Below are 18,154 nucleotides of genomic sequence, written 5' to 3' on the forward strand. Positions count from 1 at the left end.
AATTTTGTTAACTTTCTTTGTTTTCTTTCAACGCAAGATAGCTTGCTAACCATTTAACTGGCGTCTGTTGAAACGCATCTTTTGTCGATCCTGCAATATGTGGAGTACAGACAACGTTATCTAAAGTACAGATTGGATGTCCCTTAGGCAAGGGCTCCAAATCAAATGTATCTAGAGCTGCTCCAGCAATTCGATGAGACTTTAAGACTTCGATTAATGCTTCTTCATTAATAAGGCCAGAGCGCGCCGTATTAATCAAATAACTGGTTGATTTCATCATGGCTAGCTCTTTTGCACCAATAAGATGCTTAGTTCCTTCTGTCAAACGGGCATGTAAACTAACCACATCCGACTGAGACAAAAGTGTCGGTAGATCGACAAAACAAACATCACTTGAGTTCTCTGATATCTGATAAGGTTCATAGACATAAATGGTTTTAGCACCTAATCCACGAAGTAATTGAGCAACTAATTGCCCAATTTTACCGAATCCAACAATACCAAAAGTTAAATATTGTATCTCGCGTGAAGAATTTATTCGTTCAGGATTCTTTCGCCACTGTGCATTTGTCTGCAGATCAACAAATGTTTGCCCAATATTACGAAGTGCAGCAAACATCATCCCAATCGTGAATTCAGCGACCGCACGAGCATTTCGTCCACTAGTATTGATTACATCAATGCCCGCTCGACTAGCGGCATACTCATCTACATTTTCAATGCCACCTCTAAAAACTCCAATCGTTTTTAGATTTGGACAAGCTTCAATTAATTTTCGACTAACTGGATAAAAATGAACGAGTAACAGTTCTGGATCTGCATCAATAATTTGCTGATTAATATTGTCTGGAAAGGCCTGGTTTGGACCCTTTTGTTCAACCAGTAAATTAATTTTTTGAAGTTCCTCGATGGATTCAACCGGCCATTGGTAGGCAAAAACTTTAAAGGGGTCCTTACGATGGAAAGGTGCCTCCATCCAGTTTTTCGAAATCAGTAAATCTCCTATGACTACCGTTCTCAATGATTTATCCCTCCTAGTATACTTGTTTAATACTTACCATTTGAGCCAGTCATATGAATTTTATGTTTCACAGCTTCTCCCAAAACTTCGCTAATAGATCGATGTAAATCAGCTGGCAGACAGTCTAGTCTTTGATTTTCCTTTAAAGCCTCCTCATATCCTTGCCGATTTGCAATTCGTAGATCTGAAAATAAATTGATTTTAGCAATACCATGTTTAAATGCTTCTTGTAATTGATCTTCAGGAGTTCCTGAACCTCCATGCAATACTAATGGTACTTTGGAAATTGCATTGATTTCTTCAAGGCGCTGAATATCCAAGTCTGGCAAAGATTCGTATATTCCATGAGCAGTTCCAATTGAAACTGCTAAACAGTCAACATTTGTCAATTTAATAAATTTCTTAACTTCCTCTGGTGAAGTTAATTGAATTTCTGCTTCATCTTCATTTCCACCAAGCTCTTTTCCGGCAACATGTCCGAGTTCAGCCTCTACTGAAACATTGTATTGATGTGCATAGTCAACTACTTGTTTTGTATTTGTAACATTTTCTTCAAACGGTAGCACCGACCCGTCATACATAACCGAACTAAATCCATTTTGAATGGCACGTTTGATTAATTCGAAATCAGTAGCATGATCTAAATGCAACGCAATTGGAACACGATACCGACTAGAAACACCTTTCACAACCGAAGTGATGTAATCCATACCTTTTCCTACTAAATCGCTTTCTAATGCCATTAAAATAATAGGTGACCCTTCTGATTCCGCAGTATCTAAAATCGTACGAATCATATGGTTCTCAGTAATATCAATAGCTGGAATTGCATATTTTTCTGTTCTTGCTTTCTTTAACATTCCATTTAAATTTTCATACATGGTTTATTCCTCCAATTTTATTAATGCCAAGTTGGTCGTAAAACATTTTCATATTCTCGATAGTTTTGATATTTTTTGTTATAAATGTCTTGATTTTCTTTATTTGGTAAATAAGTGTCCATTTTGTTTAAATGCATGCTTCGTTCAACTGCATCGTCAATGTTCTTGTATACCTCCGAAGCAACACCTGCACATAGCGCCGCGCCAAGACAGCCTAATTCTTGAACTTTCACGACTTCAATTGGTTTTTGCAGAATATCAGCAAACATTTGTAGCCATTCTTTCGAGTTGACAACGCCACCAGCTAAGCGAATTTTCTCAATATCGACGCCACCAAATTGAGTAAGGTAATCAATGTGGTGTTTATGACGGAAAACAATTCCCTCATACACTGAACGAATGAGTTGTGCCCGTGTATTCCAAGCTTTCATACCCAGGAAACAAGATTTCTGTTCACTTCCATATAGAAATGGTAAGAAAATAACATCTTCTTCGGATGGTATCGTCTCACGAACACAATGATTGCTATAATCATAAATCGACTGACCATCAGGTAGTTCAATATCTTTTAAGATTTCTTGTAAAAACCACTCTAAATTACTTGCTGATGTTGGGCTAGCTTCCGTCACTAAATATTTATTTGGCGGGAAAGCTGTACACATAAAGATGTTTTTGGAGACTACAGGTGTGCTTTGGACAATTTGGTTGATTGACCACGTTCCTGCAATAACAGACATAACTTTGTCTTGTACTGCTCCTGTAGCCAAAGTCATTGCATGAATATCATGCATTCCTCCTGCAACAGGAGTCCCTTCTTTTAAGCCCGTTAATATTGCTACATCCTTCGTGATATATCCACTAACGTCAGTTGCTTTTTTATTTTCAGGTAATTTTTTGATTAGCGACTCCAGCCCATACTCTTTTAATAAATCAAGATCATAGGTATTATTTTCAACATCCATTAAACCTGTGGCAGTCATATCAGTCAATTCACCATAGGGCTGGCCGGTCAACCGAAATTTCACGTAATCTTTACACATAAAAACATAATCTGTCTCAGCTAAAACTTCTGGTTTATTTTCCAAAAACCATTTCAAAATAGCCGTTGGTTGACCATGCCAAACTTGTTGGTGTGTTTTTGGCAATACTCGATCAAATGTACCGTCTTCAAGCCATTGATCAGAATATTTAGTTCCTCGGCTATCCGTACTAATAATTCCGTTGTATGCAGGCGTGCCGTCTTTCTTAGTTAAGTACAACCCATTACCATGACCGGTTACTCCCACGCCAACTATATCTTCTTGGGAAACACCACTATTCTTTACAATATCTTGCATTACTTTAATGTTTGCTTGCCATAACTGTTCACTATCTCGACTCGTGTGGCCAGGAATATTTGAAAACATACCTATTTTTTGTGTTGCCAAATAGATTTCTTTTCCTTCTTTATCGTATAATGCACCTTTAATTGTAGTGCCCCCATTATCTAATCCTAAAAAAACTTTTTCTCCCAATGAACCCTACTCCTCTCATAAAAAAGAACCGTCTCCAAAGAATAAAGGTCAGATGACCCCTACTCAGTAGATAAACGGTTCTTTTCAACACCAGATTATTTTGTTTTTGGTTTTTGTTCAGTTCTTTTGAATCAATGCTTAATCAATATATCCTCTAATGAAAACGTTGTCAACACATTTCACAAAGAAATTTTTCATGTAGTGGTAATTATTTCATAGTCCTTTATTCCTTTTTGTGAATATCTAGCTGTATCCTAGATCCTCAATCCCCCAATCCTTATTCACTTGATTCGACAATTCAATGTATTATTCAAATTTATTTATTTTTTTACTTGCGTTCTCATTTACTTATTGCTAGAATCATAGCAGATTCAATAAAACAAAATATTTTTTAGTTGATAGAGAATAGAATCAGCTAAGCACCTCTTTAATATAAAGGGGATGCTTAGCTGATTTTTTTATTGAATCTACCTTTTGTTCAGTTTTGAATCATTGCAGCATTGCCCAAACATTCAGTTTTTTTAATCAATGCAGACGAATATAACTCAATGTTTTGGGAGGTCTATAATGAAAAATGTGAAAAGTTTTATTGGCTTTGCTTTTGCTGGAATTTTTGTCATGAGTTCTGTATGGTCGACATTCGGTGAATATGGAATTTTCTTTTCTTTCATCGGTGGTACGATCATTATTACGTCTCTATGGTACTTAAACCATTATTGGGATCTAATCCACAACCACGAAAATGCCGCATTTGTCGACATGGCGATGGCTATAGGGATTGCCGGAATTGTTCGTGACTTTTTACTTAAGGGCACTCATGAACTCGTTTTGTCTTTACCGACATTATTTTTCGTTTTACTAGGTGGTACATTAGCTGGAGTGACTGCTTATTTTATCGAAAAATATGATCAAAAGGAGGCAAAAAAATGACAATCGCTCAAGCTATTACAACAACAGTTGGCGCTTTTATTTTTCCATTACTTGTTCGCTTAATGTGGGGGAAAATGGTAGACGAATGGAAAGCTTTCGGTGGACTTGCAGCTATCATACTGATTGTGATGCTTTCTTGGAGTCTAAATCATGGTGCAGCAGTTCCATTTATTTATCAAAGTGGCGGTATCTGGATTGATCAAGCAAACGCAGTTGCAATTGGTGTGTTTATCACCACTCTGATGCACAGGCAAAGCCTAAAAAAAAGTCTTCCTACTATTGCCTCTGCGGTATTAGCAGGAATTTTCAGTGGCTGTATTCTATTCCTTCTCTTTCAGTAATTCACCAGATGGTTAGATCACTTGAAGTGGCACCAGTAAAGCCAGATCTAAGTGCATCTTTCAATATTTCATTGCTACAAACAAAGCCACCAATCAGGAAGTCAGCATCCTGACGAATCTCTTTAAATTCTTTGATAAATTGCATGGCATAACTTGCCGGACGAATTTCAAAGATCCATGCAGGAGAGGAAGCGATAATTTTCTTCGCACTATCAATTGAGCGAGAATCGATTAATGTTAATAGTTGGATGGTAACCAAGCCTGCCTTTTGGGCCCATTTTAATTTACTTGCAGAGTTACTGATAACATAGTCAATATCAAACTTGTCCTTTAGTAACTTAATCCCTATTTGGTCAGCAGTGAATCCACCTATTAACTCTAAATTTACAGCAACTTGTTTCCCATTCTTATGACATTGATTAACCAACATATCTAAATTACCGATATGACAGTTTGCCAAAAGAATGACGTTTACGGAACGAATCGTTAATGCTTTTTTTAAAGATTTAATATTCGTAATAGAAATCATAGAGATGTTTGTATGCATCGATCATTCTCCTTCTTTGATATCGCTTTCTAATTATAACGAATTTTATCTTAAAATCAAGAAACCAAATAGCAAAGGATGATTACCAATGAAAAAGACGAAAATTTTACTTGTTGCAGATGGCGGCGTCACCCCTGAATTAATGCAAAAATTTTATGAACTAGAGAAATTAGGCGCTGAAGTCACCATGATTGAGGACAAAGATATGAACAGCATGGGACCCATTACTAATCGGATGCTTTTACTTGAGCAAGAAGGAATTGACAAAGCACCTAACTGTGATGCACTACTCAGTGCTTGTGAGGACAAAGATATTATCGTCGTTCATGTTGCTTCAATCAACAAGGATGTTTTAGAAAAGGCCAAAAATTTGAAACTAGTAGCTGTTTTAAGGGGCGGAGTAGAAAATGCAGATCTGGCGCTTTTAAAAGAAAAACAGATTCCATTGATCCATGCACCTTGGCGTAGTGCGCATGCAGTTGCTGACTTTACTGTTGGAATGATGATTGCTGAAAATAAAAACATCGCCCGTAGCTACCATGCCATTCTTGAAGGAAACTGGAGAAAAAATTATACCAATCAAGCATATATCCACGATTTGCGAACACGGACTGTTGGAATTTGCGGATTTGGTTATATTGGTCAACGCGTTGTAGAACGTTTGCGTGGATTTGGCTGCAAAATATTAGTTACCGATCCTTTTGCTAAAGCTGAAGATGTCAGTAAAGCCGGTGCAACGCTGGTTACCAAAACAGATCTTCTCGCACAATCTGATTATATTAGCCTCCACCTTCGCTTGACTAAAGAAACAACTCATTACATTAGCGCTGAAGAATTAAAACAAATGAAAGAAACAGCTTATTTAATCAACACTGCACGTTCTGGCCTAATCAATACCGCTGATTTGATTGATAGCCTACAAAACAAAGCAATTGGCGGTGCCGCAATCGACGTTTTCGATGATGAACCACTTTCAGCAGACAGTCCTCTTTTGAACTTAGATAACGTCACCTTAACTTCACATATTGCCGGAACTTCTGCCGATACCATGCGCAATTCTGCTGAAATTGGATTCGAAAACTTAAAAGCATATATACAAAATCAACCGATGCCCAATGTATATCCACTTTAATATGACATAAATAGATAAACATTTTTTTTACTTTAACCAAACAAATGGTACGTTTCTACTTCACTCTAGAAACGTACCATTTTTCTTTTTTTTAATAGCGAATTCTCTACGTTTTTCTATATAAACGCGAATCGCCTTTTCTACTAGATTTGAGACACAAACTTGAACACATTTTAGTATAACTATTCCATTTCTATCTTTACGTAAAGTTGTCTATAATTTGATACTAACACCCGTTCATAAAACTAAACGAATAGTTACGATCATCTTCAATTGCTTTAACTCTTTTTCTTCCTTCTTAAGAATTCATATACGCCAATCAAGAATAGTATCATTAATCCCACCAATGCATAGATCACATTATCCTGATCACCCGTTTTTGGGTACGACTTTCCCGTGTAGTTCTCTCCACCTCTAGACACCCCTGTATAAAAGGTTGTCGTCTTTTGCTGACTGTTTCCATGGTTATTCGTTGGTGCTGCAGAATTCTTTTTGTACACATAAGTGACGGTTTGTTCTTTATCCGTGAAGAATCCTTTTTCATTTTCAGGTGTTTTTATCAACGTATACCCCTCAATTTTTTTAGCTTCTGACGTGTAAGCCTCATTGATTTTTCCTGACAATAGAATGGCGTCAGCCACTGCTTTTCCAGAGTCATCCACGTAGTTCACAGTGACCTTCTGAGCTTGATCCGGTTTCACAGGTGCCGGTGTATTTTTCGTATAAATGTACGTGACTGTTTGCGGTTCTGACGTGAAAGCACCCTTTGCATTCCCTTGAATTTCTTTGAATGTGTACCCTTCGATCGCTTGTTGTTCCGTCGTATACGTTTCTCCGACATTCCCAGACTTCGTTGCGTCGGGTGCAAGCTTAGTTCCCTCTTTATCTTGATACTTCACCGTGACGTCGCCCCCGGCCACCGGGATGACTGGATTTTTCGTATAGATATATGTCACTGTTTGCGGTTCTGACGTGAAGACACCCTTTGCATTTCCTTGAACCTCTTTAAACGTGTACCCTTCGATCGCCTTTTGTTCCGTCGTATATGTTTCCCCGATATTCCCAGATAATGTTTCATTCGAAACATCCGCAATTTGATTACCCGCCGTATCGACATAGTTTACTTTCACATCGGCACCCTTCACGGGGTTCTTAGAATAAACATAGGTGACTGTTTGCGGCTGGTCGCTGAATACGCCAGTCGGACTTCCTTGAACTTCTTTGAATGTGTACCCGTCGATCACTTTTTGTTCCGTTGTGTATGCTTCTCCAATGTCCCCAGTTAACGTTTCCTCTGAAACACCCGCGATTGGGGTCCCCGCCGTGTCGACATATTTCACTTTGACAGTAGACAAATCTTTAAAGGATAGGGAAAGTAGACTCTCTAACTCAAAATCTATATATTCAAAATGATAGATAGTATTTAAATTAGAAGTAAAATCTTCTCCAGAATACTCAATTGAATCAAAATTAGAATAGCCGCTATTCATGTTTTTGATTAAGTTGTAATCAACATCGTTTTTCAATGTAAAATCATACGATTCCGTTTCATAATTAAATTTAACGTTATAATTTAAAGGAATACCATTCACTTCTATATTGAACATCGAATCACTCTCATATTCAGTCCCGAATGCTAATAATCGATCTGGTGAGTTAAGAGGAAATCCTTCCGGCTTAACAAAAAATTCACTTAATGGAATAGAAAATTCTTTATAATTATTGCGACTAATTGAAAATACACGTTGAGAAGCAGTGCTCTCCATTTCGATTCCCCCGGAACGAATTGACTCAGACTTAGTATTTTCGAAAAATCGTTTAAATATATTATCAAAATGAATTGGCTCACTAAAAGGATTAGATTCGTTGTCCACTTGGAGAGAAGACAGGGATCTCAAATTGTATAAGGGGGAATAATCTAAATTGTACAAATAGTTTAAATTACCCAAAGGTTCAAACGTCACCAAGTGAAGACTCTCTGCATATTGTAAGCCTTCTAAATTTATTATCGAAGGATCTAAATTTATTGAATCTAATTCCCCAATTTTATCTTTTGTTAACTCGTCACTATTAGTAAGACCCATAGTCGTGATAATACGTTGTTGTAACGATTTATCCGGCATCCAAGAATCTATAGATTCAATTTTATTGTTATCCGCATTATTCGAACTCATTGACGAATCGGCTTGAGTATTGTAATCCTCACTCGTTGTCGCTCCAAAAACATTTTGTATTGGATACACTCCTTGCAAAAGCATTACCATAATAACTAGCTTTACACTTTTTTTCATTTTTATCCCTCTTTCTATAATAGACATCCCAATAATTTATCTGTAACAACAAAACCTATATTAACTAAGTATACATCCATAAATTCTTGACAAACCGCCAAAAAAAAATGAAAATAAGAAAAAATTGTCGTAATTAGAATTTTTCGAGGTTCAACTATCGGGCATTCGATGCAATCAAAAATGAATTATTGCTCAGATAAAACATTGGGAGGAAAGATTCAAGAAGAATAAAGTTGATGATAAATGTTATATCCGAAAGTGTTAATCATAGACAGGTCTTCGAAGAAACTTTTTAAGAGAATCGAAATGTCTTTCCTAACAATAGTGATTAATATAAAAAGGAATTTTTAACAGAATATAAACCGTAAGGCTGTATTCTGTCGAAGGTTTTGTTGCAAAGTTTAAGATAGTGACAAGCCTCTCGTTTCTCACCTAAATTGCGCTGGAATCCCTAACCAGCTTTTAATCTATGTACAAACCGAAAAGCCAAAAAGAGTTCATTCTTTTCGGCTTTTTTGTATATACCTTGAATTGCTCCCTTGGCAGTCTGTTAGCTGAAAGTGTAAAACAGTTGTATAAGTTCTACCCTGTCGATCTTCCGACCAAAAAACTTCCACCCCTTAAACAAATCCAAAACAGCGCGTGTCTCCTTAACTTGATCATCAGCTTCCCCTTCTTGGCATTTATTTTTAGGAAGCGGGTCTCGACTTATACACTTAGTTTGACCCTTCAAGACACTAAAACACCCCCTAAGTTAGACCTAAAAATCTAACTTAGGGGGCGCACTTCATGCCCGCTTCTTTTTCCTACCTACCCGTACAGCCCCATCGCTACTGTCCAAGTTCCTTCAGCATATCCTCATGCGAGATACTTTCGTCTTTTTCAGTATGCTTTTCTGTTAATCCTTGATACGTATGATAATCAATCAGATTCTCTGCCGCACTCAGCGATTCGCTGCGAACAAAATCAGACAGGGAGGACCCTTTGAACTTAGCCGCGCGCGCTAAAAAGCTTTTTTCTTCTTCACTGACTCGGATCGAGAGGGTCGCCATCATTAGCACTCCTTTTGTCTTACTTCTGTCTTTCACACCCTCATTGTATGGTCTATGGATGAGGGAGTCAATTTGGAAATGGGTTCAGAATGGAAAAATAGCTGCCTAGTGACAGCTATTTTTTATTTTGTTTGCCAGACTCTTTTAAAATCGTTCTTATAATGTTTCTTCTTGAATCGCTTGGAATAGATAGCGTTTAGCAAAATAGATAGAAACAAGCAAGGTCGTAAATTCAGTAACTGGCTGTGCGATCCATATCCCATCTTTTCCTAAAAATAGAGGAAGAATAGAGATAGCGAATCCATACATGATAAGTTGCTTGAAAATATTTATATTAACAGCGATTTTTGCATAGCCGACTAAAGACAAATAGCCGGGAAGCAATGTAGTAACAGCCATTAATGGCATCAACGCGCCGTATAACTTGAGTCCATGTGAGGCAATTTGTATTAGCTGGTTATCGTTGCTGAATATAGAGACGATGGTGTCAGAAAAAATAACTATCAGCAGGGTGCAGCCCGTTAAAAATATAAAACAAGTGATCAGGGACAATTTAATTGTCTCACGTACACGTTTTAGATTATTTCGTCCAATATTAAAACTGATAATCGGCATACTACCTTGAGCGATTCCGCTTAAGACCATTGTTGCAATCATCACAACTGAAGTAATGCTGGCCATTGCACCGATATACAGAGTGCCTCCGTAATTTTGTAAGGCCCAATTTGCAATAATTTGAGCAACACTGACAGAAAGTTGATTAAACATAGGAACCATACCGATTGAGAAGATGGCTAAAAAATTGTCTTTATGAATACGATAATCTTCTTTTTGCGGCTTCAAAACGGACTGTGGTCGGAAAAGATAAAGAACTCCGGTAATAGTAACTACTATTTGCGCAATCACAGTAGCAATCGCAGGTCCTTCGATTCCCATATTCAATTTGAATATAAATAACCAATCCAAGACAACATTGACGACAGCGCCGCTAATCATGATCATTGCTGAGACAAAGGGACTGCCATTTGCCCGAATGAGCATTGGAATAACAAAACCTAGAATTGAAAAGATTGTTCCTATCATCAATACAGATAAAAAACGATCCGTATAGTTCAATATTTCGTTATTAGCCCCCAACAAACGATAAATAGGCGTTTTAAAAAGATAAAAAGCAAGGGTTAAACTAGTACCCGTTAAGATAGATATACTCAATGCATTTCCCAGTAATTGGCGGGCTTTCTTAAAATCTTTTCTGCCTAATTCTGTTGAGATATTCGCTAAAGATCCAGTAGCTATACAAGCCGAAATAGCAATAATAAAAGTAGTAAGCGGCATAGAAACACCTATTCCTGAAAGAGCAAGAGGTCCATGATGATTGGGTAAATTTCCAATAAATGCACGATCTATCATCGTATAAGCAGCATTGATGACTAATCCTAAAATGGCTGGTAAAGAATAAGTTACAAGTAATCTAGGTATAGATTGTTTCTCTAAATGATTCATCTGACTCAACTATCCATCTCCTCATATCTATTATAGAGTCATTATATCGCTAATTAAAATAAAAAAAACTAATAAAAACGTGTCAGTTGATTTTGCTGAAAAAGACAACTACATGTGATTTTTCCCATTCTCACGAATCTCGTCAATCAAACATTCATGAGAATTATTCGCTAAGGAAGAAGCTCTTTGTGCAAATAACAGGACCTGAAGCCCCACGTTAATAGCTTTTATAAATTTCAATTGCAAGCTCCCTCGCAATTGACGACATAATGCATCTATAATATACTTATTAAGATTTATTGTCAACAGCATGAATAACTGTCCGAAGAGCTTAAACGTATACAAGGAGGAAGAAGGATATGACTAAAGAAATAAGTTTACAACACAACGTCATTTTTAATACCGTCTGTTTGACCGTAAAAGAAGGTGCTGATTTCGAGAATGCCTATCAAGAATTAGTGGATATAGCGAAATTAGCAAGAAAAGAACCGGGTTGTATAGCGTTTACGCCTGCACCCGGTAATTTTGAAAAAAAGGAAATTTTCCTATGGGAAATTTGGGTGGACAAAGCCTCACTTGAAGCACATGATGCCCAAGAGTATGTCATTAAACACCAGCAGCAAGGATCGCTTGATTTCAACTGGATAAGTAGTTACTCATAAAAATGAACGTTAGGAAAAGACTTAGGTAAAAACAATGAATCTCCCCTTGCCCAATCGCTTTTTGGAATTTGTTAAGCTGCCATACTACAATTGACTTGCGAAAATAGAATGAACATTTCCACACCCAAAAGTCCTCCTAATGCTAGTAGGAGGGCTTTTGGGATAGAAAGCAAAAAATACCCACACACAGCAGGTATTTACCGATTGAATTTAAGCAGTTGATCTAAGTAAACGGGTCTGCTAAACAATTGTTCATCCTCCTATTCACTCATTGTTTGATTTTTAAACTTAACTTTATATCCTCTTGAAAATCAAGAATAATTAAAGCGAACTTTATATTTTCACCTAAATCGAATATTTTTAAAGCAAACTTTATTTATTCTCGTCGTACCACATTATCGTATCCATCCTAAATTGGAATTGTCCTCTGCCGATTATGGGGAAAATCCATCGTTTTAAGACAACAGTATCTATTTGAACTTAGCCATGCTTTCTAAAAAGCGTTTTTCTTCTTCACTGACTTGGATTGAGATGATCGCCCATTATGTCTTACCTTTGTCTTTCACAACACTATTGTATGACGGCGTCAATTTAAAAATAGAGCAGGCGATACGATAAATAAAGTGCACAGAAAATGGTTCCTTTCTGTGCACTTTATCTTAATTATCTTTGTATCGGTTGGTTATCGATCACTTATTTTTTTATTGCTCATCAGTCGATTGATATGGACCGTCAAATAGGCAACTTCTTCTTTTGTGACTTTAACGTCGTTTAGTATCTCGATATAGTCCTTTACGTTGAACGCGACGGTTAATGCCTTCGGATACAGTTGCGCGATTTGCTCGAAGAGACCGGAATCATCTTCTTCGATCATTTTTCCTTCGTAGTACCGTTCCACAAAAAACTTCAAATGGGTAATAAATCGTTGATAATGGATGTCTTCCCGATCGAAATCTATTTTGAGTTCGTACTTGACGATATCTGAAATACCACCGACTAACTTGGCGTACTCCATCCCTTTACTGGTAGAGGAAGCAACATTTTGCGCGTTAATGATGTGGAAAGCGATATTTGCGGCTTCTTCTTGCGGAAGCACTTGCCCCAATTCCTTTTTTAGAAGCTTTAAGGCGTATTCCCCTACTGAAAATTCCATTGGATAGTAGTTTTTGATTTCCCAGAAAACACGATTTAAAATATTCAAACCATTCTTATGCCGCTCAATTGAAAAATTCAAGTGGTCACTCAAGGTAAAGAACAGGCTTGTGTTGAGTTTGGTATCGAGCAATTCTTCAGCTTTTTTGATGATTTGCTGCGTAATGTCAAAGTAGATAGCTGGAATTGAATCGAACAAGCGTAAATACTCTTGAATCTGGCGATTGTCCACAGGGATAAATACACGATTGATGTCCTCGTCGTCCACCGTTTGTCCGATTTTACGACTATATCCGATTCCCTTACCGAAAAAGACGTACTCTTGCTGGTCTTCATCTGCTGCTAAGATCGTATTAGGATTTAGTATTTTTCTGATAATCATCCCACATTCTCCTAATCTAAATTTTGACCATTGCTTTCAATCACCTGTTGATACCAATAGAAAGAATCTTTCTTGCGCCGTTCCAACGTTCCGTTTCCAAGATCGTCTTGGTCAACGTAAATATAGCCGTAACGCTTGCTCATTTGCGAAGTGGATACGCTGATCAGATCAATCGGCGCCCAGCTTGTATAGCCGAACAGGTCGACTCCGGCGTCGACTGCCTCTCTTATTTCTTTGATATGCTGCTTCATATAATCGATTCGGTAGCTATCATGGATTTTCCCGTCAGATGTGACCTCGTCCTTGGCTCCCATCCCGTTTTCGACAATGATCAATGGGACATTATACCTGTCTTGAAGCTCTAGCAAAGAAATTTTCAGCCCGACTGGATCAATCTGCCATCCCCACTCCGTTGAAGGAAGATAAGGATTCTTCACACCCATGATCGTGTTGCCTGAAGTTTGTTCCAAGGTAGGATCAGAAGATTCTGTCCGAGACATATAATAGCTGAACGCTAAATAATCGGCTGTATATTGTTTTAACAGTGTATCATCTTCTGCCTCTTTTTGGATCGTGATTCCTTTATTTTTTAGCTGTTGCTTGTATAACGTTGGGTATTCTCCGAAAAGTTGAATGTCCGCATGAGAATAATTGTTCAAATTACTTTCTAAAGAAAGCAATACATCCTCGGGTTTACAGGTGTTTGGATAGGTCGTCAGCTTCGTCAGCATACAGCCCATTTGACTTCCTGAAATTAGCTCGTGACATAATTTTGTCGCACGTGCGGCAGCTACATATTGGTGATGGAGCGCTTGATAGATCGCCTCCTCTAGCGTATAGCCGATGCACTTGTCTTCAACGATCCCGGCAGTGGTAAACGGGTGACGTCCTACGCTGTCGATCTCATTAAAAGTCAGCCAATACTTCACGTATTCCCCGAATTCTTTAAAGCAAACCTCGGAATAGTTGACAAAAAGATCAACCAGCTTGCGATCGACCCAGCCGTTGTATTTCTCAGACAACGCCAAAGGCATTTCATAATGCGACAATGTAACGATAGGCTCAATGTCGTATTTTTTTAATTCTTTAAAGACATTTTTATAAAACGCGATCCCAGCTTCATTAGCTTCCGCCTCTTCTCCGTTAGGGAACAAGCGCGTCCAAGCGATGGAGATTCTCAGTGCTTTAAACCCCATTTCAGCAAATAACTGGATATCTTCTTTGTATTTATGATAAAAATCGATTCCTCTGCGTTTCGGGTACCATTCGATTTCCGAATCATTTCGTGCCTGAGCGATCATCTCGCTAGTCACCGTGTTATGCGCTTTGTAATCTTTTACATCCACATGGGGTTTGAACGTTGCTACGTCGGCCACGGACATTCCCTTATCGTCTATATTCCAAGCACCCTCTACTTGATTCGCGGCAATGGCGCCGCCCCATAAAAAGTCTTTACGCAATGGCATTCTCTTCTGTCCCTTCAATGATAAATATTTTTTCTTCCTTCGTTATTACTTGTTCTTCTGCTGCAATGTTGAGTGCAACATGTTTTGGCTCAGTGATCACGATCATGGTCGTAGGATCAAACCCGGCTTTTTTAATTTCTTCGAGGTCGAACTTAATCATCAATTCGCCTTGCGTGACCGCTTGACCTTCTCTGACAAAACTTTCAAAATACTTTCCATCCAAGTTCACCGTATCTAAACCGATATGGAAAAGGATTTCCGTTCCGTCCTCGGTCTCCATCCCTAACGCATGTTTTGTGTTGTAGACCATCTTGATCGTTCCATTGATCGGCGCGTACAATTCCCCTTTTGTCGGGATGATCGCTACACCGTCACCCAGCATCTTGCTTGCGAAGACATCATCGTTCACTTTTGATAATGGAATGACTTTTCCTTCGACAGGCGCATGGAATACCAATTCATTGCTAGTTGCGTTCTCTTCTGTTTCTTCATTTACAGGTTCTTTCCATAGAACAAAGACGGCTGTGAACGATGCAATGAAGGATACAACTAAACCAATAACTGCATACATAAGGTTGTTTGGCAGTGTTTCTGAAATAAACATAGACAGACTAGCAATCCCCGGTCCGACAGCCACATACGCTTCAACACCTAAAATCCCAAGTGTTGCACCACCGATCAAGCTCCCAAACATCACTCCGTATAAAACACGTTTGTGTAAGATCGTCACCCCGTACAGTGCCGGTTCCGTAATTCCAAACAGCGCTGAAATCCCCGCAGATACGGCTGTTGCCTTCAAGCCTTTGTCTTTTGAACGGATGGTTACAGCAAAACAAGCGCCTGCCTCTGAGATATTGTGTGCCAATGAAGCAGCATTGTAAATAATTTCTTTTCCAGTCTCGCCTAATGAAGTAATCACATAAGGGATCATCGCTTTGTGCATCCCTGTTACCACCATGAATGGTAAGAAGGCTGCTAAAAGCGCTACAGCGATCCAGCCGAACCGTGCAAAGATCGTCATGATCACACTCGCAAAGCCTTGACCAAAGGTAAACCCGATCGGACCAAGCACTAGCAATGTCAATGGCACTACGATCAATAAGGACATCATAGGAACGAAGAAGCTGCGAATCACCTTCGGACTGATCTTAGTGAAGAATTTTTCTAAATAAGAGTAGCTGATTACACATAAAATAGCTGGAAACACTTGGTACGCATAATTAATGTTTTGAATCGGCAAGCCAGCCAGATTCGTGCCCTCTGTAATCAGAGCAGTCAATCCCGGAATCAATAAGCCCCCGACAGCAGATACTGCCACCAAGCTATTGACCTTTAATTTATTAGCCGTCGTAATCGCCACGAGTAACGGTAAAAAGTACAAAGGAGCGTCACCGACAAACGTCAGAATTTGATACGTAGAGGTTGTTTTATCCAATACGCCTACTAAGTTCAACAGCATTAATAGCGATTTCAAAATTCCCCCGCCGGCAATCGCAGGAATCAACGGCTGAAAAATACTAATGACAAAATCTAACACAACAGCTTTCCAATTTTGCTTTTTCTTCGGCCCAGGATTCTTGTCTGCTTGAACACCTGAAAGAAGCTTTTCCACTTCACGGTACACTTCGACGACAGCCCCACCAATAATTACTTGTGTTTGCGCTGTCTGAGTGACCCCCAACACACCAGGAATCGCTTTTATCGCAGCTTGGTCTACTTTGCTGTCATCAACCAACGTAAAGCGCAGCCGAGTGGAGCAATGCTCCAAGTGAGAAACATTTTTTGCGCCACCAACATTTTTCAAGACCTCTTTTGCTACTGTTTTTTCTTCCATTTCTTTCGCCTCCGATTTTTTCTAACAAAAAAACCGAATCAAACCATCCCCTAAAGAGGATGATTCAATTCGGTTATGCCTACTATTACGTAGTAACACGCCTGATATTTTGTTAACCCAAGTATAGGCTGTTTTTAAGTAAGCGTCAACATTTATTTTTAATTTATCAACTAACTACTGATTAAAGGTCCGATCGATAGGACAAAGAACCCCAAAAATAGTCCCAACTAAAAGTAAAGAGCGACCGCTCACTGAACCAACTTCCGCACACTATAATCTCCTCTATTTTTTTCAATGGCACACCCTTTAAGTACGAACTATCGAAAAAAAATACCATTTATTGTACACTTTACTACACTCAATACAGTTAATCTTTGTTAGTGAATACGAAAATTATTGGAGTGTAAATATGGGGCCTATTGTTTTAGATTTTAAATGATTTAATAATTGAAAGAATGAGAAAAGACAGTAGTGAAAAGAAAAATTAATTTTATACGAAATTAGAAAACATAAAAAAATCAGAGCTCCATCCCTCGAATTGAGCATGGACTCTGATTTGCAACTATTTCTTCTTTAAGCAAAAGCTGAAAACAATAAGAACTCCTTTACTAAACTGAATAAAGATTAAAGCAGCGGTAAAAGAAAAATAAATGCTTTCTTAATGTTAGAGTCTTGCTTTTCTACATCTGCTTATTTCTTTTTATCTCTGATATATGCAAGTGGCGCATATATCAAAAATAGGAGAGTAAAAAAGATAAGGACTTTGTAACTTAGTATTTCTTTGCCGAGTAAATATTTACCTAAGATTGATACTACGATTATCGTTAGGAATTCTTTTATATATCTTTTGTATATTTTTTTAAAATTCATGTTCATAGATATCTCCTAAAAATAATTGGGGGTGAATTATTAACATCAATTATTTTATAACTAATTGATTGCTAAAACTGTTACTGAGTGTGACGTATGTGGTTTCTCATCATATAACAAAATTCGTGCCCTTTTACCTTGAGAAGCGGCAGGAATAACTACATTTTTTACATCTCTATTTTAGAACCTATAGCTGCAAATTGGTAAGCTACTGTTCCTATTCCCATTATAATAGACATTGATGAATTTAAATGATCTAGAAGGGTTCCGCTTTGTAAAATACAATCTGAGTAATCTATTAAGATTCTCCTTATATCCACATTCATTCGGTGCCCATAGATTGTCATAATCAACAGTTTCTTCAAGTTAGTTTGATTTCAAGTTGATAATTCAACATGCTTTTTTAAAAAAATCTCGAATTAGCCGTTTTAAACGGTTACCAGTATTCTTACCTTGTACAGAGAATCGTGGTATGATGCACACCAATGCTAAATTCTGAATTTACTCATGGTTATAACGTAAAATTAAAATCAGAAAAAGTTTGCAACATAACCCTATAAAGTATTTTTGTCTAAT

At 37.9% G+C, this 18,154-nt stretch carries 14 protein-coding genes; 4 read left to right on the plus strand and 10 right to left on the minus strand.

Annotation, left to right across the window (positions count from 1 at the left end):
* Positions 1-7 precede the first annotated feature (7 nt).
* The 3 genes from IGI66_RS17840 to IGI66_RS17850 are packed head-to-tail and all read right to left on the minus strand — an operon-like array spanning position 8 to position 3,416.
* The gene (locus IGI66_RS17840) at positions 8-1,021 is read right to left on the minus strand and encodes a 2-hydroxyacid dehydrogenase (RefSeq protein WP_438849810.1); all 1,014 of its coding nucleotides are present in this window, start codon (positions 1,019-1,021) and stop codon (positions 8-10) included.
* Positions 1,022-1,047: 26 nt separating this feature from the next.
* Complete coding sequence (locus tag IGI66_RS17845) at positions 1,048-1,902, minus strand: class II fructose-bisphosphate aldolase (protein WP_438849811.1); 855 nt, start codon at positions 1,900-1,902, stop codon at positions 1,048-1,050.
* Between the two features lie 20 nt (positions 1,903-1,922).
* Entirely contained in the window at positions 1,923-3,416 is a 1,494-nt protein-coding gene (locus tag IGI66_RS17850) for an FGGY-family carbohydrate kinase (protein WP_438849812.1), read from the minus strand.
* 567 nt (positions 3,417-3,983) lie between these two features.
* Here IGI66_RS17850 and IGI66_RS17855 point away from each other — a divergent pair.
* Complete coding sequence (locus IGI66_RS17855; RefSeq protein WP_438849813.1) at positions 3,984-4,346, plus strand: Lin0368 family putative glycerol transporter subunit; 363 nt, start codon at positions 3,984-3,986, stop codon at positions 4,344-4,346.
* Positions 4,343-4,687 (plus strand): Lin0368 family putative glycerol transporter subunit, encoded by a 345-nt coding sequence (locus tag IGI66_RS17860; RefSeq protein ID WP_438849814.1) that lies wholly within the window; start codon positions 4,343-4,345, stop codon positions 4,685-4,687. Before IGI66_RS17855 ends, IGI66_RS17860 begins: the two co-directional genes overlap by 4 nt.
* A gap of 1 nt (position 4,688) precedes the next feature.
* On the opposite strand, the gene IGI66_RS17865 is transcribed toward IGI66_RS17860, so the two are convergent.
* On the minus strand, positions 4,689-5,234 hold the full coding sequence (locus IGI66_RS17865; RefSeq protein ID WP_438849815.1) for a glycerol-3-phosphate responsive antiterminator: 546 nt from the start codon (positions 5,232-5,234) through the stop codon (positions 4,689-4,691).
* A gap of 88 nt (positions 5,235-5,322) precedes the next feature.
* On the opposite strand from IGI66_RS17865, the gene IGI66_RS17870 reads away from it, so the two are divergent.
* On the plus strand, positions 5,323-6,366 hold the full coding sequence (locus tag IGI66_RS17870; protein WP_438849817.1) for a 2-hydroxyacid dehydrogenase: 1,044 nt from the start codon (positions 5,323-5,325) through the stop codon (positions 6,364-6,366).
* A gap of 278 nt (positions 6,367-6,644) precedes the next feature.
* Here IGI66_RS17870 and IGI66_RS17875 read toward each other — a convergent pair whose 3' ends face one another.
* The 3 genes from IGI66_RS17875 to IGI66_RS17885 all read right to left on the minus strand — a co-directional run bounded on the left by IGI66_RS17875 (position 6,645) and on the right by IGI66_RS17885 (position 11,212).
* Entirely contained in the window at positions 6,645-8,657 is a 2,013-nt protein-coding gene (locus IGI66_RS17875) for a MucBP domain-containing protein (protein WP_438849818.1), read from the minus strand.
* Between the two features lie 830 nt (positions 8,658-9,487).
* Positions 9,488-9,712: a type II toxin-antitoxin system RelB family antitoxin gene (relB, locus tag IGI66_RS17880; protein WP_438849819.1), complete on the minus strand. Its 225-nt coding sequence runs from the start codon at positions 9,710-9,712 to the stop codon at positions 9,488-9,490.
* A 153-nt stretch (positions 9,713-9,865) separates the two neighbouring features.
* A complete protein-coding gene (locus IGI66_RS17885; RefSeq protein WP_438849896.1) occupies positions 9,866-11,212 on the minus strand; it encodes an MATE family efflux transporter in 1,347 nt (448 codons plus the stop codon).
* Between the two features lie 359 nt (positions 11,213-11,571).
* Here IGI66_RS17885 and IGI66_RS17890 point away from each other — a divergent pair, with 359 nt between their 5' ends.
* A complete protein-coding gene (locus IGI66_RS17890) occupies positions 11,572-11,874 on the plus strand; it encodes a putative quinol monooxygenase (RefSeq protein ID WP_438849820.1) in 303 nt (100 codons plus the stop codon).
* Between the two features lie 682 nt (positions 11,875-12,556).
* Here the strand turns inward: IGI66_RS17890 and IGI66_RS17895 are convergent.
* The 3 genes from IGI66_RS17895 to IGI66_RS17905 are packed head-to-tail and all read right to left on the minus strand — an operon-like array spanning position 12,557 to position 16,708.
* Positions 12,557-13,408, minus strand: a complete 852-nt coding sequence (locus IGI66_RS17895) for a PRD domain-containing protein (RefSeq protein ID WP_438849821.1) — start codon at positions 13,406-13,408, stop codon at positions 12,557-12,559.
* Positions 13,409-13,419: 11 nt separating this feature from the next.
* Positions 13,420-14,874, minus strand: a complete 1,455-nt coding sequence (locus IGI66_RS17900) for a glycoside hydrolase family 1 protein (RefSeq protein ID WP_438849822.1) — start codon at positions 14,872-14,874, stop codon at positions 13,420-13,422.
* Positions 14,861-16,708, minus strand: a complete 1,848-nt coding sequence (locus tag IGI66_RS17905; RefSeq protein WP_438849823.1) for a beta-glucoside-specific PTS transporter subunit IIABC — start codon at positions 16,706-16,708, stop codon at positions 14,861-14,863. Before IGI66_RS17905 ends, IGI66_RS17900 begins: the two co-directional genes overlap by 14 nt.
* Positions 16,709-18,154: the final 1,446 nt, after the last annotated feature.

It is taken from the genome of Enterococcus sp. AZ048 (genome assembly GCF_051715125.1).
Classification (GTDB): Bacteria; Bacillota; Bacilli; order Lactobacillales; family Enterococcaceae; genus Enterococcus_A; species Enterococcus_A gilvus.

What these genes read in the sequence shown, in the direction of transcription:
- IGI66_RS17845 (WP_438849811.1), bottom strand. Translation starts at nt 1,902, where the DNA reads ATGTATGAAAATTTAAATGGAATGTTAAAGAAAGCAAGAACAGAAAAA.
- IGI66_RS17855 (WP_438849813.1), top strand. Translation starts at nt 3,984, where the DNA reads ATGAAAAATGTGAAAAGTTTTATTGGCTTTGCTTTTGCTGGAATTTTT.
- IGI66_RS17860 (WP_438849814.1), top strand. Translation starts at nt 4,343, where the DNA reads ATGACAATCGCTCAAGCTATTACAACAACAGTTGGCGCTTTTATTTTT.
- IGI66_RS17865 (WP_438849815.1), bottom strand. Translation starts at nt 5,234, where the DNA reads ATGCATACAAACATCTCTATGATTTCTATTACGAATATTAAATCTTTA.
- IGI66_RS17870 (WP_438849817.1), top strand. Translation starts at nt 5,323, where the DNA reads ATGAAAAAGACGAAAATTTTACTTGTTGCAGATGGCGGCGTCACCCCT.
- IGI66_RS17875 (WP_438849818.1), bottom strand. Translation starts at nt 8,657, where the DNA reads ATGAAAAAAAGTGTAAAGCTAGTTATTATGGTAATGCTTTTGCAAGGA.
- relB (WP_438849819.1), bottom strand. Translation starts at nt 9,712, where the DNA reads ATGATGGCGACCCTCTCGATCCGAGTCAGTGAAGAAGAAAAAAGCTTT.
- IGI66_RS17885 (WP_438849896.1), bottom strand. Translation starts at nt 11,212, where the DNA reads ATGAATCATTTAGAGAAACAATCTATACCTAGATTACTTGTAACTTAT.
- IGI66_RS17890 (WP_438849820.1), top strand. Translation starts at nt 11,572, where the DNA reads ATGACTAAAGAAATAAGTTTACAACACAACGTCATTTTTAATACCGTC.
- IGI66_RS17895 (WP_438849821.1), bottom strand. Translation starts at nt 13,408, where the DNA reads ATGATTATCAGAAAAATACTAAATCCTAATACGATCTTAGCAGCAGAT.
- IGI66_RS17900 (WP_438849822.1), bottom strand. Translation starts at nt 14,874, where the DNA reads ATGCCATTGCGTAAAGACTTTTTATGGGGCGGCGCCATTGCCGCGAAT.
- IGI66_RS17905 (WP_438849823.1), bottom strand. Translation starts at nt 16,708, where the DNA reads ATGGAAGAAAAAACAGTAGCAAAAGAGGTCTTGAAAAATGTTGGTGGC.